Raw genomic sequence first — 15447 nt, 5'->3', positions numbered from 1 at the left:
TTTTGGCAAACTTTTTCGTAGTCTGCCGATAAAAGCCAGATGCCACTGTTCAGGTAAACGCACGCGTATCAGGAAATAAGCAATAAGTTAGGTCAGAACCCGTAAATGCTTTTATTTTAAAGAACTTGACAAGCCACTTGCGCTCACTCTAGGCTCAGTTGACATTCAACTGGGGGAGTGAGCCATGAAAACGCTGCAATTGGGTTTTATCTGTACGGTTTTTTGGGTTAATGCTGCGCTGGCAGTTAGCGTGACGCAACGCGCCGGCAATAATTTTCGTACCGCGGCCAATAATCAAGAGTTCACGCTGAACAAAACTAACGTGAATACCGAGCAGTTCGGACTGCTGCGTACTTACGATTTCAACGCCAAAGTCGAAACCCAGCCCTTGGTGATCGAAAAGGGTGCCGGCACGGACGATTTAGTGATTATCACCACGATGAAGAACGGCGTCATCGGCATTAACGCCCGTACCAACGAAACGGTTTATAACGTTAAACTCGGCCCGGAAATCAGCTCGCAAGACATGGATATGTGGAAACACACGCCCACCTGGGGTATTTCCGCCACGCCGATAATCGATCCTGCCACCAACACACTATTTGTCGCCTCCTGGCAAAAGAAGAACAACGACAACCGGTTCCGCGATTACTGGGTGTATGCCTTAAATCCGCTAAACGGCAGCCAAAAAAGTAAACCGGTACGTATCTTCGGCAAGTCGCAGGAAGGCAGCGGCTGCTGGTTTAACGATGCCGGTGCGACGTACAAGCAAAACAATCAAACCAAGCAATATGTCTATCCCAAACTGCGCGCCGGACTGGCGTTGACAGAGAACAACGGCTTGGTCATGGCATTCGCCGCCAACGGCGAATCGCTGATGGGCGGCCGGAAAAATCCACATGGTTTCGTGGTGGCTTACGACACCAGAGCCTTGCTCGGGCAAAGCGGCTATTCCAAACAAGCTGCCATCTTTTGCGCAACCTCATTTAACTCCTGGGGCGCCGGCATCTGGCATGCCGGAGGTGCGCCGGTCACTGAAGACGACATGATTTACGTTGCTACCTCTAACGGCACTTCAAATAACGGCGATGTCGATTTGGCCGAAAGTATGATCAAACTCCGTTTCAAACCCAGCGTCGGCGGTGCGCGGCCCGAACTGGAAAAGGTGGATTTTTACAAAGCGTTTCTGGATGAGCGCGTTTCCGGCGACAAGTGTTTGTGGAGCGACAATAACTCCGAAGTGTCTTGCGGCAGGGCGGAAGCGCATGCTGCAGGCGCCGACTGGGATTTCGGGGCGGCCGGGCCGATGCTGGTACCGGGTTCCAGATTGTTATTGCAGGGCACCAAGGACGGCATCATTTACTCCTTGGACAAACTTAATTTGGGCCGGAACGACCGTTTCAATCAATTGATGTCCAAACCGCCATTAGTGGCAACCTACTTTGCGGGCGGCGTTCAGGAAAACTGGGACCGGGCCCAGCATCTGAATCGCAGCCTGCCATGCCCGGCCTCGGGGCATAGCGATCATGGGTGGTTCGTGCCCTGCGGCGATCCGGAAAACAACAAAATGCACCATATTCATTCACTGGCCTTGGCGCAACGCGATCAGAGCGGCGGCATTGTCTATGTTTGGGGGGAAAACTCCCGCTTGAAGTCCTACAATTTTTCCACTGTAGACGGCAATTTGCCAAGCTTCCGTGCCGAAGCCGAGGACATGGCGTCGGTAGGCGTCGAATCGCCTGGCGGCATGCCCGGCGGTCTGTTGATGGTGTCTGGTAAACCGTCCACAACCACTAATTTTGCACACGCCATCGACTTCGATTCGGCTATCGTTTGGGCGGTATTTTCCAAATTCGGCGACGCTAATAAGGAGTTCGCCGAAGGCCAGTTGATTGCTTACGATGCCACCACGATAGAGCCAGGCAACCAATTGAAGCGCTTATTCCGTACCGGTGACGATAATAACGGCGGCTTGGGCAAGATGTCGCGGATGATTCCGCCGGTGGTGGCGAATGGCCGGGTGTATGTAATGATTTATCGGGTGGGTACTGCTGACTGCAGCGTGCCGGACAATCAATTACCGGTTTGCAGTCAATTGAAGGTTTACGGCTTGAAGTAACAATAGAGACGCTTTTTCAGCGACTCAAGCACATCTCGGAATCATCTCCGCCGAAATACACTGTTTGCAGATGTAGCTGTAAAATCCGGCATTAACGGCATCGCAGACAAAGCTGCGATGCCGAACTATTAACCCACACCTATTTGTCACGGGTATTCCGTTCGGGCTGAGTGCGTCCAAGCCCAGGCTGGTGTGCCCTTCGACAGGCCCAGTACTCTCAAGGGCACGATATTTAATAAATAATGACGTGGTGAACAGCCGCCGCGACTGTTCTGCAAGTTGTTATTTGTTGAACAACTCCGCCATCGATATGACGTTTTTGGCCATTTCACCGATGGCGATGTTGCGGTCCATCGCCAGTTTGCGCAAGGCGTGATAGGCCTGGTCTTCCGTGTAACCTTGCGACTTGATTAAAATCGCCTTGGCGCGATCCACCAGTTTGCGGTCTTCCAACTGGGTCTTGGTTTTCTTCAATTCTTCTTTTAAGGCATGTTGTTCCTTGAAACGCGCTATGGCTATGTCGATGATGGCCTTAATGCGTTTCGGATCCAGGCCATCGACTATATAAGCACTGACCCCGGCTTTGATGACCTTGTTGATGGTCTCGGTTTGCTGATCTTCGGCGAAAATGACGACTGGCAGCGAGCAGTTATGGTTGATGTCAACGATGGTGCGCAAGACAGCCTCGTTAGGGGCGTACAAATTCAAAACCACCACGTCGGGGTTCAGGGTCTGGACAATTTGCATCATGTCCAATTCTTTAAGTTTCAAGGTTACCACCTCACAGCCATGCTGGCGCAAGCTGGTTTCCAGCAAGGGTTCGCTGTCGAATTCATCGACGACCAAGACATTAAGCGCTGCCATGTTCAATCCAGGGCGATTTTCAGCAAAGTGCCGTCAGGCATGATTTCGGTGATGTAGTTTTTAGGTTCTTCTAGGTAGTAAATCAAACCCAATAACAGGAAACAGGACAGGCCCAGGATCAGGAAAAATTGCCCGGTGGAGACGAAGGTCAGCAAAATTAAATAAACGATGGCGCCAGCGTTGCCGTAGGCGCCGACAATACCGGCCACTTCGCCGGTAATGGCGCGTTTGATCAGGGGCACGAACGCGAATATCGCGCCTTCCGCCGCTTGCATGAATATAGAGCAAACCAAGGTAACCGCCACCGTTGCCAGGATAGTCCAGCGCGCGGAAATCATCGCCATCAAACAATATCCGCCCGCCAGGCCGGCCACGAATAGGTACAGGGACAGTTTGCGGCCAATTTTATCGCTGAGCCAGCCGCCGGCCGGCCGGGCGATGACGTTGGTTACCACAAAACTAGAGGCCAGGAACCCGGCATCCAGCATACTGGTGCCTTGGGTTTCATTGAATGTCTTAAAGAAAAACATCGGCAGCATCGATAAAACGGCCAGTTTAGAGCCGAAGGTAACCAGATAGGCTATGGCCAGGATGAATACCTGCCGGTATTGATAATGATGGATACTGGCAATGGGTTGGCTGAGGCGGTCGGCGTTGTTGTTGACCAATTGAAAGACGTGGATCAGGAACAGCAGCCAGACGACTGCATGAATAGCCAGATTCCAGCCTTCCGTAAGGACAGGTGTGGCCGGCGTAGACAGTTTCCACGCCAACAAGGAGATGGTCGCGTACAAGGGCACCAGACTCAGCATGTATAAAAACAAATCGCGGATGCTGGTAACTTCCATCGCCATGGGCCGGCGGGTTTTCAGGGCGGCAATTTCCGGCGGCAGGTTTTCTACGCTGAAATAATAAATGACTGAATAAATCAGCGCGATCGCACCGGTCAAGGCAATCGCTGAACGCCAGCCGTGTTCGGCGCCGAAATAAAACGCCAGGCCCGGCAGAAAAATCGCCGCAACTGCCGACCCGAAATTGCCCCAGCCGGCGTAAATACCTTCGGCGGTACCGACCTGGCTGGCCGGAAACCAGTCGCCGATGATGCGCACGCCCACCACAAAGCCGGCGCCGATGAAGCCCAGTAAAAACCGCGACCAGGCCAGTTCGGTAAAGTTTTCGGCCGCCGCAAACATGAAGCAGGGCAGGCTGCAAACCGCCAGTAATACGCTGTAACTTATTTTCGCTCCAAATCTATCCACCAGCATACCGGTAATGACTCGAGCCGGAATGGTCAGCGCCACGTTCAGCAATAACAGGATTTCAATTTGGGTTTCGCTGATGCCCAGATCTTGCTGGATCAGAACTAACAAAGACGCATGATTGAACCAAATAACAAAGCTGATGAAAAAAGCGATCCAGCTCATGTGCAGCACTTTGGCCTTGCCGCGCATGGATAGTAATTTAAAAGGCGTAAAAGACATGGATGATCCGTGGTTGTCGTTCCTTGGTCTTTTTAAGCAGTTTATATGCCAACGACCCAATGGCGACAAATCCGGCAATTCGCGGTCGCATAGCTCCATAGTGGTGCAAGCGACCGGTTTCTTTGCCTTATTTGGGTGCGAATTTTGCGAAAAAAATAGTGCCTGGCGGCGGGAGCCGGTGTTTTTAAAGGGTTTTTAATGTTGGCATTAATTTTGTTATAGATTTAGCAAGTCTCGTCGTTAGACTTTACCCCCGTATTAAACTGGACAAAGGCGTCCTGCTTGAATGAGTCAATCATTCGAACAGGATGCCTTTTTTTTTGGCTGTAAAAACGGGCGATTGCGACCAGACAGTAGCTCCTTGAATCGCCTTACCGCCACCAGGCCGTGTAGCGCGTTTGCATAAATTCTGAGTAAACAGAGGCCCCTGATGAATATGAAACAAACCCTGGTTGTTATAGGTAACGGTATGGTAGGCCAGAACTTTCTGGCCGGATTGGTCGCCAGCAACGCGAAAGATTGCTATCGGATTGTCACATTCTGCGAAGAACCCAGAGCGGCTTACGACAGGGTGCATTTGTCCGAGTATTTTTCCGGGAAAACCGCGGCTGATTTGTCCTTAGTAGAAGATGGTTTCTTTGCCGGGCACGGCATCGAGATTTATTTAGGCGACAAGGCTGCCAGTATTGACCGGGAACGTAAGCAAGTCACGTCCGCTAATGGCGTGGTGGTTGATTATGACAAACTGGTACTGGCGACCGGCTCTTATCCGTTCGTGCCGCCGGTGCCGGGGCATGAAAGACCGCAGTGTCTGGTGTATCGGACCATCGAAGATTTAGAAGCGATGAAAACCGCGGCAGCCAAATCCAAAGTCGGCGTGGTGATCGGCGGCGGTTTGTTGGGTTTGGAAGCCGCCAAAGCATTGAAAGATTTAGGCCTGGATACCCATGTGGTCGAATTCGCGCCGCGTTTGATGGCCGTGCAACTAGACGACGGTGGCGGGGCGATGTTGAAGCGCAAGATCGAAGCGCTGGATGTGAAAGTGCATTTAAACAAAAACACCACGTTGATCGACGACGGCACGGAATGCCTACATAAAATGAATTTCGCCGACGGCGAAACGCTGGAAACCGACATCGTACTGTTCTCGGCCGGTATCAGACCGCGCGACGACATCGCCCGTGGCTGTGGTTTGGAAGTCGGGCCGCGCGGCGGCATTGTCATCGACAATCAGTGCCGCACTTCCGACGCGGATATTTATGCGATTGGCGAATGCGCATTGTGGAACGGGCAAATATTCGGCTTGGTCGCGCCAGGTTACGCGATGGCACGCACAGTGGTTGCCGATTTGGCAGGGGAAGCGGGCAGTTTTACCGGCGCCGACATGAGCACCAAGCTTAAACTGATGGGCGTCGATGTGGCCAGCATCGGCGACGCGCACGCCAAAACCCAAGGCGCCATGGTCTATACCTATCAAAATGGCGCCAGCGAAATCTATAAACGACTGGTGGTCAGCCAAGACCAGAAACGGCTATTGGGCGCGGTATTGGTCGGCGAGGCATCCGCTTACAGTACTTTGTTGCAGTATTGCTTGAACGGCATCGAACTGCCGGAGCATCCGGATTCTTTGATTTTGCCGCAACTCGCTGGTGAATCGGCCGGTCTCGGGCCGGATGCGCTACCGGTTAGCGCGCAGATTTGCTCCTGTTACGATGTCAGCAAGGGGCAGATTTGCGGCGCAATCGAAGCCGGTTGCACCACACTCGGCGGCCTCAAGGCCGAGACCAAGGCCGGCACTGGTTGCGGCGGCTGTTCGGCTTTGTTGAAGTCGGTGTTGGATTGTGAATTGACCAAGCTGGGTGTGGAAGTCAGCACTGATATTTGCGAGCATTTTCCACATACCCGCCAGGATTTGTATAACCTAGTGATGGTGGAAGAAATCAAAACCTTCGACGAATTGCTGGACAAACACGGCAAGGGTTTGGGCTGCGAAGTATGCAAACAAGCGGTCGGTTCCATCCTGGCTTCACATTGGAACGACTACATCCTGAAAAAAGAACATATTGGTTTGCAGGATACCAACGATATTTTCCTGGCCAATATGCAAAAAGACGGTACCTATTCGGTGGTGCCGCGCGTCGCCGGCGGCGAAATCACGCCGGATATGTTGATCGCAATAGGCCAAGTCGGCAAAAAATATCAGCTTTACACCAAAATCACCGGCGGTCAGCGCGTGGATTTGTTTGGCGCCCGCGTCGAGCAATTACCGGCAATTTGGCAAGAGTTGATCGATGCCGGCTTCGAGTCCGGACATGCTTACGGCAAATCCTTGCGCACGGTGAAATCCTGTGTCGGCAGTACCTGGTGCCGCTTCGGTGTCGATGACAGCGTGGGTTTGGCGATAGAGTTGGAAAATCGCTACAAAGGGCTCCGCGCGCCGCATAAGATCAAGTTCGGCGTGTCGGGTTGCACCCGCGAATGCGCGGAAGCGCAAGGCAAGGATATTGGCGTGATTGCCACCGAGAACGGCTGGAATTTATATGTGTGCGGCAACGGCGGCATGAAACCGCGTCACGCCGATTTGTTTGCTACCAATCTGGACAAAGAAACGCTAATCAAATACATCGACCGGGTGTTGATTTTTTATGTGCGCACCGCCAACCGGATGCAGCGGACCTCGGTGTGGATGGAAAATATGGAAGGCGGCTTGGACTATTTGAAATCGGTGGTCATCGAAGATCGACTGGGTATAGGCGCACAATTGGAAGGGCAGATGCAGCATGTTATCGACACCTATCAGTGTGAATGGAAAACTACCTTAGCCGACGAGCAACGCCTGAAGCGCTTCCGGCATTTCGTCAACAGCGATCAAACCGACGATAACGTGGTGTTTGTCGAGGAGCGGGGCCAAGTTAGGCCAGCCAACGCCCAGGAACGTAAACATTTCAAATTGATCGAGGAGGCGGCATAATGAGTACGTGGATAGATGTGTGTCACATCGACGATTTGCAAGCCGATTCCGGGGTGTGTGCCTTAGTAAAAGGCAAACAAATCGCGATTTTTTACCTGCAACGCCGGCAGGAGGTCTATGCCATCGGTAACTTTGATCCGTTTAGCCAGGCCAATGTCCTATCGAGAGGTATGATAGGCGACATGGGCGGCGAACCGATGGTTGCGTCGCCGATGTATAAGCAGCATTTCCATCTACGTACGGGTGTGTGCTTTGAAGATGCCGGCGTCAGTGTGCCAGCCTATCAAGTACGCCTGGAAAACGGCAGAGTCGCCGTGATGCTGGCGTCGTCGCCTGCACAACAAAAATCGCCGTCTTTGGCTGTCTGTGAAATGGAGTAAGGTGTGAACTACCAATATTACATCGCCGATGTCTTTACCGACCAAGTTTTCAACGGTGCGCAGATAGCGGTATTACCGAAGGCTGACGGCTTGAATGCCGAGAAAATGGCCAAGATCGCCAAGGAATTGAATCTCTCGGAAACGGTATTTCTGTTTCACAAGGCCGATGACGACAAGCACCGGCGGATGCGAATATTTTCCCCTTTAGGCGAAATTAATTTTGCTGGCCATCCGATTATTGCCGCAGCCTATGTGTTGGCTATGTCCGGCGGTGTGGCGTTAACCGAACCACTGACTAAACTTGAGTTCGAACAAAACATCGGCGTTATTCAAGTTAATCTGTCCAGTCAGGATGGTCAACCGGGTTTGGTGCAATTTAGCCGTAGCGTCGATTCGATAGTCGACCGCTTTGCGCCCAGCGATGATGAAATTTGCAGTTTCTTAGGCTTGCAGCTTTCGGAGCTGGACCATAAAAAATACTCGCCACGCCTGGTATCTTGCGGGTTTCCTTATTTAGTGGTGCCGGTTTGGAATGTCGAATCGGTACGCAAAGCCCGCTTTAATTACGCGGCTTGGGCACAATCCACGGCACCGCAAACCGCGGCGCAGGAAATTTTGCTGTTTTGCCCTAAATCGTCAAGCCCGGAAGCGGACTTCAATGCCCGCTTGCTGGGACCCAATATCGGCATCCATGCCGATCCGCCGGTCGGCAGCGCGATGCCGGCGTTTTGTTGTTACCTGTGTTCGTTCGAACACACCCAGAAAGGCACCCATACTTTTGCGGTGGAACGCGGTGATCAAAGCACTCGCCGCAGCTTGATCCACTTGGAAATGGATAACAAAGGCCTGGAGAACTTGACCATCAGGGTCGGTGGCCAAGCCGTGTTGTTTGCCGAGGGAACGATCCACCTTCCCGATTAAGGTTTATTCGACCAATTCGTGCCTATTTGACCGACGCTTAAGCCATAAACCGGTGGCCCAAATCACCAGCAAAATTTCCAGTACAAAGGATCTGTGCAGCAGAAAATTCAGCCACCAATCCTGGTAGACACTGGGCACCTTAATCAAGGCAAAAGGCTTGTTTACGAAAGGGGCCAACCAGTAGATATTGGTCGAAATATAATCCAGCACCATATGCAACATACCGTTGCCGGTAAAAATCAGCGCCAACACCGGCAGCTTCTTGTGCCGGCAATGCTGAAAACACAGGATTGCCATCGTTAATAACAGCAGCCAAACGCTGGGAAAGTGACTGAAATAACTGTGATGTGGGTGAGCGCGGTGGTCGAAACCATAAAAATAAATCATATCCAGATCGGGCGCGATGCTGCCGAGCATGCCGGCGCGCAGAAAATTTATCCCGGTGACCCCATATTTTGCAAATCGCCTAAACAGCAGCGTCGATACGATATAGCCGGCCGGAAGATGAGCAACAATCATAACTACCTCGATGATGTTGCTCGGAGCGCTGCTGACAGTCAGCGCCCCGAGCAATGGGATTTAAATGATTGCCGCGTTATCGGCACTGGATTGACCGAGACCGTACCAATCCAAGCGTCGCGTGGTAACCATAGCCATGGCCAACAAGGCAAACATCAGTAAAGACCCCAGCATCAGCGCGTTATCCTCTGACTCCAATAAGCCATACAAACTGCCGAACAAGCCGCTCAGTAAGGCGCCGGCGCTAATGCCGCGTTTGGCGCTGCGCAATACCGCACTGAGATAGAAGCCGATCAGTATTACGCAGGCGGCACTGGCGATTAGATAAGCCAGCACAAAGTCCAAATGCTCCGACAAACTCAACAGCAGTAGAAAAAACATCGCCAGTGCCAAACCGACCAGTGCGTATTGCGCCGGATGTATCGCCAGGTTTTTCAGGATTTCGAACAAGAATATCGCCGCAAAAGTCAGACAGACGAATAGGAAGCCGTATTTGCTGGCTCTGTCAGACAAGGAATAAACATTGATGGGTTCCATCAGGCGGATCCCAAAGCTGTCGTAACAACTGATAGCCTGGCACTTATAAAGACTTTCGGCGACGTTTGACGCCAGTGCATCGACCGACCATAACGCATGAAAACCGGCCTCGCCGACTTGCTGGGTTTGCGGATCGGGCAGAAAGCGGCCGTAAAAGCTTGGGTGCTGCCAGGTAGAAGACAGTTCCACGCGGGTTTGCTTACCGGCCGGAATAAAATCCAGCGATTCGATGCCGCGGATTTTTAGTGTGAAGGCAAACGGCATGTTGATGGCGCCAAACTCGACCGGCGGCGCATCTAATGTCACGTGCATGCCGTTGGCTTGGGGCATGGGTAATTCCGTACCTTGTTCAAAGGCATATTGCTTGCCTCCCCATTCCATACCGGGCGCTTCCAGTACCCCGCGCATATCCCCAGCACGACGCTGGCATAAGGGGTGCCGAAACTGATCTGGCCGTTATGCAGCGACTTGGGATTGCCGTAAGCGCCGGGTAGTTTCATATCGCCTTTGATACTGACATTCAGCACGTAAGACCGCACTTTGAACAAGCCGCGCTGCTTGGTTTCCGTGGCGAGCTCGCCGGCTATATTCAAGTGCTCGGGTAGAAAATACAGCAGGCTATTTTCGTTATGCTCGATCAGTTCGCGCTTGGGTTGGCCGTCGACTTTAGTGTCGATAATTTCCGTCCAGCGCTCGGTGTAAGGTACCACCAGCAAGGGACCGAACAATTGCTGGGGGCCGGCGGAACTGGCGGCAATGTCGCTTACTGTCTGTTGTTGGCGTTCGGCGCGTTCGCCCACCAGATTTTTTATCATGCCTATCGGTATTAGCAGCACCAAAGTCAGACCGAACATTATGCAGATCTTTTGCCAGAGTTTTTTTTGCATCGCATTTATTCCGTGAAGTTAAAAGACGATGAACAGCATGCACCGGCAAGGTGAGCGGATGATGGTGGGAATGTGAAGCGAGAGTGAAGTGGGCAGGAATGCCGGGAACGTAATGCGAGGGACGGAAAATTTCAAGCTAGTTGTCGCCTCAATGTAAAAAATTCATGCGGTTATTTTGTCGTAGCTGGCAGCCTCCTGGTTTGTGGTATTGGCAGAGTTTTGCGTATCGGCCTGGTCAGGATTGAGATACACGGTATGGACGCGGTTCCAGCGGCGGGTCTGTCGGCTCCAGCGCCGGGGGTTTTGAGCCTTGGCTTGTTCGTACAACGCCTGGCGTTGAGCAAGCAGGGCCTGGTCCAAGCCGGCATGGCGTTGCGCCGGGGTCACGAAGCCGATGGCGCTGTGGCGGTGTTCGTGGTTGTAACCTGAAGGTCATAAATACCACTGCACGAGATCAGCCACCCAGTGCCGGGCGGACGTTAAGTCGGCAAACGGTTGCAACGGGTATGGCGGACGGTATTTCAAGGTTTTGAACAACGATTCCGAATAGGGGTTGTCGTTGCTGACCGCCGGTCTGCTAAAGGACGGCATGATGCCGAGCCGTTGCAGGGTGGCCAGCATCGTGGCGCCTTTCATTGGGCCGCCATTATCCGAATGCAGGACGACCTGTTGGGGCCGCAGGTCTTCGCGCTGATAGATGTCCCGTAACAGCTCGCTGGCCAATTGGCCGCTTTCTGCCTCGAACACCTGCCAACCCACGACCTGCCGACTGAAAATATCCAGGAACAGGTAGAGATAGTAGAACCGGCCTTTGACCGCCGCCGGCAGATAGGTGATATCCCCGCTATAGAGCTGATTCGGCGCGGTGGCCGTCAGCGCCTTGGGCTGGGTACGGGGCTGGCTGGGGCGCTCGCTACGGCGGTGCTTCAGTTGCCTTGCGGCTTTCAGAATGCGGTAGAAGGTCGATTCGGACGCCAGATAAATCCCTTGGTCGGCCAGGCGCGGGACAATCTGGCTGGGCGGCAGATCGGCAAACTCAGCCGAATTCGCGACGACCAAGAGGTGACTCCGCTCCGCATCGCTCAAGGCATGCGACGGCGTATAGTGCCGTTGCGGCCGGCGGTCTTCCGTCAATGTTTCCCCGGCCTGCCAACGTTGCAAGGTGCGCGGGCTCAGGCCCAGTACGGCACAGGCTTGGTCCTGGCGAGCACCGGCCGCCGTGGCTTCGGCGACTGAGTCGACCAGCTGCTGGCGCTGCGGAAGGGAGGTCATTCGACCGCGCCCACCCAACAGCGCCCGCACCTTTTCTTGTGCCCTGTGGGTATTTGCAGGATCAACAAGGCAGCGGCTTCGGCTAGTGCTTTCTCCTTACGCTGGAGTTCGCGTGCCAGACGCTGGTTCTCGGCCTTGAGGCTACGCAGATTCTGGCTTTCTTCGCGATCAGGACGCAACCTGGCTGAGGCGCAAAACTCGCTTTTCCACTGCGCCAGTTGATGGGTAAATACGCCACGCTCCCGGCACCAGGCATTCAGCACCTCGCCGCTCAAACTATGGCTTTCCTGGAGGGCCAGCAAACGTTCTTCGGGCCGCCAATCTTGAGGCCGCTGGGCGGACTTGGCTGTGACAGGACGGTGATCGGTCGAGGAGGTGTGGCTCATCCAGGTTTTTAGGGTATGTATGCTCAGGTTTCATTCATCGGCAACCGTTTGAATGGATCGGTTGCCCCGGCTGTAGACTTTCGCCAACGCTTGGTCTTTGAATGCATCAGAATACTGCTTTTTGGAACGGCTCATGGTTCATCTCAAATTTCAAAAGGAATGGAAATTTGAGGCGACAACTATTCTGACTCAGGGTATGGCTAAGCCTTCAGCCATACCCTAAAAGAGCTTAATCGATGGTTTCCACCCAGTGACAGCGTTCCTTGACGATAGGTGCGGTGTGTTCGTTAGCGATGCCTTTGGCGATCAAGGCAATCACCCGGTCGTCGGTGTCGTAGCCGATATGGGCATCCATGGGATTAGCCAGTTTACCCAAACCGAATGCATCATAAACTCTGGCGACGTTGATATTGATATTGGTGACATTGACGCATAATCGCGAATCCAGGTATTTATTCACGAAATCGTGCGGGATGGCGTAGCTAAGTAAATCGTTAGGGTCGCTAAACGCTATCACCGAGGTTTTCGCCATGATCCGTTCATTGTATTTGGCGCCGTCGGCTTGGCAATAGGTGTCGGCATGATTCGCCACTTCCGGCAAGGCGCGCCCCAATTGCAGCATGGGCAATTGGTTGGACATCATGTAAATAGGTATCTCTTTATTCTTTAAAACATTGGTCAACGCGGTGTAGTAACTGGCTGTTTCGCCGTTACCCAGTTTCGAGGCAATTTGTTGCAAGCCGTCGATAGTGATGCGGCTACCCAAACTGTGCGAGATGAAGGCGTAGCTGTCGTTGTAAAACGGTGTGACGTTCTTGGTGGAGCAAGTTTGCTTGACGTCATCCGGCAGGCTGTTCCACTCGCCGTGGATCATCCAGCAGAAGGATTGTGCGAATGCCGACAAAATATCCTCGCGCTTCTCGCCCAGATAAATGATGGGGTCCGGTCCGGTATCGTTAGAGAATTTTTTTAACAGATCGTTGACTTCGGCGCGGCGAAACGACTGCTCTCCGGAGTTATCGTAGGACAATACTTCTTTTTCTTTGGCGCTAATCTCCGACCAGGTTAGCTCGTAAAACAGCATTTCCTGAGATTTATTGGCATCCAGATAACGGTGGATACGCAAATTGCCCAGTGGTCGCTCTGGACCTTTTGCATCGGCCAAGCGGATATTTTTGACATTTCTGCTGGTGACGGTCAGATCAAGTTCCTTAGCCAGTTTTTCCATGAACTGGGTCGAGTAACCCGGCAAGTGGTTGCCGACCCCGTGCACCATCAGCAGCTTCATTTTTCGATCATGCACTTCCAGTTGCGGTTTGATGCCTTCGAATTTATCGCCTTTGATTTCGCAAAGACGGGTGTCTTCTGCATCCTGTTTTGCCAGAATGGCTTCGGTTATGCCTCTGCCGAAGCTGGCGCAACCGTTTAAAAGCACGCTGATAGCCAGTATCAGCAGCTTGATGTCGACTTTTTTCATGGCTTGGGTCGTGTTTATTGCTAGAGAGTGGTGGTCTGGGAGCGCAGCCCTCGCGTTACGCGAATGGCTGCTGCATGTCATGCAGAGATTTTATGATAAATCCCGGTTGCTCGGGAGGCTTAATCGGGGCGCGAATTGTAAACTCAGGTAAAAATGGCTGTTGGCCCCAGCAACTGCGGCTTGCAGTGCGGCAGTGCAGCCCGCTTATTATTTATCGAGTTTTTTCTTAGCAGCCTCGGCTTCCGCGCCGATTTTTTCGACTGTTTCCCTATATTTGGCCTGAGCCTGATTCGCATGGTCAGCGATGATGCCGTTATCGGTGTTGGCTTCTTTGATCAAGCATTCGAAATAATCGCGGGATTTTTGTTGCCAGGCGTTTATAGCTGCAATGCTTTTATTGTAAGCATCGATATTGCCGCCATCGATAGTAGGTGACTCAGGCACTACGCCGCAGCCGCTGGGTTGCCAACTACCGTTGGTTAGACTGCCAGCTTGCGCCGGGATTGCGAATAGGATGGACAGCAAGGCTGCGATTGTTGATGTAAGTTTCATCTAGCTAACTCCTTTGGTAAGAAAAAATCCAAGAATAATCAATGCTACGAATTGCAAAATGGATAATCCAATCATGGCTAAATTATTCCGCAACTTAAACAGATTGCCAGCGTGAGCTCAGAGCGGTTTAGCTCAGCATCTGCCGGATATGCTCGATCTCGTCCTTGGCCTGGTCAAGGATGTTGATGCTTAAATCGGCGTCCAGATTGCCTTTGGCCAATTTTTTATAAGCCGGCAATTCGTCCAGCTTGGGCATTTGTTTGATGTCTATCTTGCCAATGAAACTGTGCAATTGGGAAATCATGACTATATCGCTGTAACTGGCGGTTTCGCCGCTGTCGCGGTGCCAGTTTTCGGCATGAATGATCACGTCTTCAAAGTCGCTGGGAAAATCCCATTTGCGGATGATTTGCACGCCAATCGGGCTGCGCAATTCGCGTACCGCTTCAGCCAGGTCGCCCGGATTCGCCACAATCTCCGGTTGCCGATCAGCATAAGCCAGAATCGGCACTACGCCAATGTCGTGAATCAAGCCGGCCAACATGGCTCGGTCCGGATCGAAGCCGGGGGTTTTGTGGGCAAATACCGCACTGATCGCCGCCACATAACTGCTATGCGCCCAAAGATCTTGCATCTTACGGCGAATCACCGGGGATTTGGCGTTGAACACGGCTTTCAATGCGAAGGCGGTGATGATGTCTTGCGCGGCTTTCAAGCCCAAACGCGTCAAGGCTTCCGGACAGCTTTCGATCTTGCGCCGGCCCCGGTATAAGGGGCTATTGGAGATTTTGACCAGGCGCGCGGTAATGCTGGGGTCGATTTGCACGACTCTGGCGATTTTATTGCTGTTGGCGTTGGGTTCGTTAATCGCCCGGCGGATTTTTACCGAGACATCCGGGATGGTCGGTAACGCCAAGGAATCGGATTGCATATATTTAAAACAATCCTGATACAGACGATTCTTTGCCAGTTTGGCGGATAGCGCTTGAGAATGGGCCTCGGTCATTTACTGTGCTTTATTCGGGCAAGCGACGGGGGATTGGTTTAAAATCCGCTGCTGCATTTTTAAACGTATTTTTAA

12 protein-coding genes and 1 pseudogene are annotated in these 15447 nt (G+C 52.6%); 4 read left to right on the top strand and 9 right to left on the bottom strand.

Annotated elements, in window-relative coordinates; genetic code table 11:
- The first annotated feature begins 184 nt into the window (after nucleotides 1–184).
- Complete coding sequence (locus EBB_RS20390; RefSeq protein ID WP_192395558.1) at nucleotides 185–2119, top strand: hypothetical protein; 1935 nt, start codon at nucleotides 185–187, stop codon at nucleotides 2117–2119.
- 282 nt (nucleotides 2120–2401) lie between these two features.
- Here the strand turns inward: EBB_RS20390 and EBB_RS20385 are convergent, their stop codons facing one another.
- Both EBB_RS20385 and EBB_RS20380 read right to left on the bottom strand, forming a co-directional pair.
- A complete protein-coding gene (locus EBB_RS20385; RefSeq protein ID WP_033156304.1) occupies nucleotides 2402–2983 on the bottom strand; it encodes an ANTAR domain-containing response regulator in 582 nt (193 codons plus the stop codon).
- Between the two features lie 2 nt (nucleotides 2984–2985).
- On the bottom strand, nucleotides 2986–4464 hold the full coding sequence (locus EBB_RS20380) for an MFS transporter (RefSeq protein WP_225587640.1): 1479 nt from the start codon (nucleotides 4462–4464) through the stop codon (nucleotides 2986–2988).
- 430 nt (nucleotides 4465–4894) lie between these two features.
- Here EBB_RS20380 and nirB point away from each other — a divergent pair, with 430 nt between their 5' ends.
- The 3 genes from nirB to EBB_RS20365 are packed head-to-tail and all read left to right on the top strand — an operon-like array spanning nucleotide 4895 to nucleotide 8736.
- A complete protein-coding gene (gene nirB / locus EBB_RS20375; protein WP_192395557.1) occupies nucleotides 4895–7435 on the top strand; it encodes a nitrite reductase large subunit NirB in 2541 nt (846 codons plus the stop codon).
- Nucleotides 7435–7815 (top strand): nitrite reductase small subunit NirD, encoded by a 381-nt coding sequence (gene nirD / locus EBB_RS20370; protein ID WP_192395556.1) that lies wholly within the window; start codon nucleotides 7435–7437, stop codon nucleotides 7813–7815. Before nirB ends, nirD begins: the two co-directional genes overlap by 1 nt.
- A 3-nt stretch (nucleotides 7816–7818) precedes the next feature.
- Complete coding sequence (locus EBB_RS20365; RefSeq protein WP_192395555.1) at nucleotides 7819–8736, top strand: PhzF family phenazine biosynthesis protein; 918 nt, start codon at nucleotides 7819–7821, stop codon at nucleotides 8734–8736.
- 3 nt (nucleotides 8737–8739) lie between these two features.
- Here the strand turns inward: EBB_RS20365 and EBB_RS20360 are convergent, their stop codons facing one another.
- From EBB_RS20360 to EBB_RS20325, 7 genes and pseudogenes are all read right to left on the bottom strand, one after another.
- Nucleotides 8740–9255 carry a metal-dependent hydrolase gene (locus EBB_RS20360; RefSeq protein WP_192395554.1) on the bottom strand — a complete coding sequence of 172 codons (516 nt, stop codon included), beginning with the start codon at nucleotides 9253–9255 and terminating at the stop codon, nucleotides 8740–8742.
- Nucleotides 9256–9315: 60 nt separating this feature from the next.
- Nucleotides 9316–10173: a cell envelope integrity protein CreD gene (gene creD / locus EBB_RS20355; RefSeq protein WP_223146886.1), complete on the bottom strand. Its 858-nt coding sequence runs from the start codon at nucleotides 10171–10173 to the stop codon at nucleotides 9316–9318.
- Nucleotides 10095–10679, bottom strand: coding sequence for an inner membrane CreD family protein (locus tag EBB_RS26870; protein ID WP_223146885.1), 585 nt, complete (start codon nucleotides 10677–10679; stop codon nucleotides 10095–10097). The genes creD and EBB_RS26870 overlap by 79 nt, the downstream gene beginning before the upstream one ends.
- A gap of 162 nt (nucleotides 10680–10841) precedes the next feature.
- Nucleotides 10842–12472 (bottom strand): annotated as a pseudogene (locus tag EBB_RS26095) (IS3 family transposase).
- A gap of 94 nt (nucleotides 12473–12566) precedes the next feature.
- On the bottom strand, nucleotides 12567–13814 hold the full coding sequence (locus EBB_RS20335; protein ID WP_192395551.1) for a hypothetical protein: 1248 nt from the start codon (nucleotides 13812–13814) through the stop codon (nucleotides 12567–12569).
- 207 nt (nucleotides 13815–14021) lie between these two features.
- Nucleotides 14022–14366, bottom strand: coding sequence for a hypothetical protein (locus EBB_RS20330; protein WP_192395550.1), 345 nt, complete (start codon nucleotides 14364–14366; stop codon nucleotides 14022–14024).
- A 127-nt stretch (nucleotides 14367–14493) separates the two neighbouring features.
- Nucleotides 14494–15372 carry an HDOD domain-containing protein gene (locus EBB_RS20325; RefSeq protein ID WP_192395549.1) on the bottom strand — a complete coding sequence of 293 codons (879 nt, stop codon included), beginning with the start codon at nucleotides 15370–15372 and terminating at the stop codon, nucleotides 14494–14496.
- Nucleotides 15373–15447 lie beyond the last annotated feature (75 nt).

This window comes from Methylomonas fluvii, assembly GCF_014850975.1.
Lineage (GTDB): Bacteria > Pseudomonadota > Gammaproteobacteria > Methylococcales > Methylomonadaceae > Methylomonas > Methylomonas fluvii.
The sequence above is the reverse complement of the archived record's forward strand: the minus strand, read 5'-3'. Positions and strand labels throughout refer to the sequence as shown.

Excerpts from the sequence above, each read along its gene's own strand:
- EBB_RS20325 (WP_192395549.1), bottom strand. The coding sequence starts at position 15,372 with ATGACCGAGGCCCATTCTCAAGCGCTATCCGCCAAACTGGCAAAGAAT.
- EBB_RS20380 (WP_225587640.1), bottom strand. The coding sequence starts at position 4,464 with ATGTCTTTTACGCCTTTTAAATTACTATCCATGCGCGGCAAGGCCAAA.
- EBB_RS20385 (WP_033156304.1), bottom strand. The coding sequence starts at position 2,983 with ATGGCAGCGCTTAATGTCTTGGTCGTCGATGAATTCGACAGCGAACCC.
- EBB_RS20330 (WP_192395550.1), bottom strand. The coding sequence starts at position 14,366 with ATGAAACTTACATCAACAATCGCAGCCTTGCTGTCCATCCTATTCGCA.
- creD (WP_223146886.1), bottom strand. The coding sequence starts at position 10,173 with ATGGAATGGGGAGGCAAGCAATATGCCTTTGAACAAGGTACGGAATTA.
- EBB_RS26870 (WP_223146885.1), bottom strand. The coding sequence starts at position 10,679 with ATGCAAAAAAAACTCTGGCAAAAGATCTGCATAATGTTCGGTCTGACT.
- nirD (WP_192395556.1), top strand. The coding sequence starts at position 7,435 with ATGAGTACGTGGATAGATGTGTGTCACATCGACGATTTGCAAGCCGAT.
- nirB (WP_192395557.1), top strand. The coding sequence starts at position 4,895 with ATGAATATGAAACAAACCCTGGTTGTTATAGGTAACGGTATGGTAGGC.
- EBB_RS20360 (WP_192395554.1), bottom strand. The coding sequence starts at position 9,255 with ATGATTGTTGCTCATCTTCCGGCCGGCTATATCGTATCGACGCTGCTG.
- EBB_RS20390 (WP_192395558.1), top strand. The coding sequence starts at position 185 with ATGAAAACGCTGCAATTGGGTTTTATCTGTACGGTTTTTTGGGTTAAT.
- EBB_RS20335 (WP_192395551.1), bottom strand. The coding sequence starts at position 13,814 with ATGAAAAAAGTCGACATCAAGCTGCTGATACTGGCTATCAGCGTGCTT.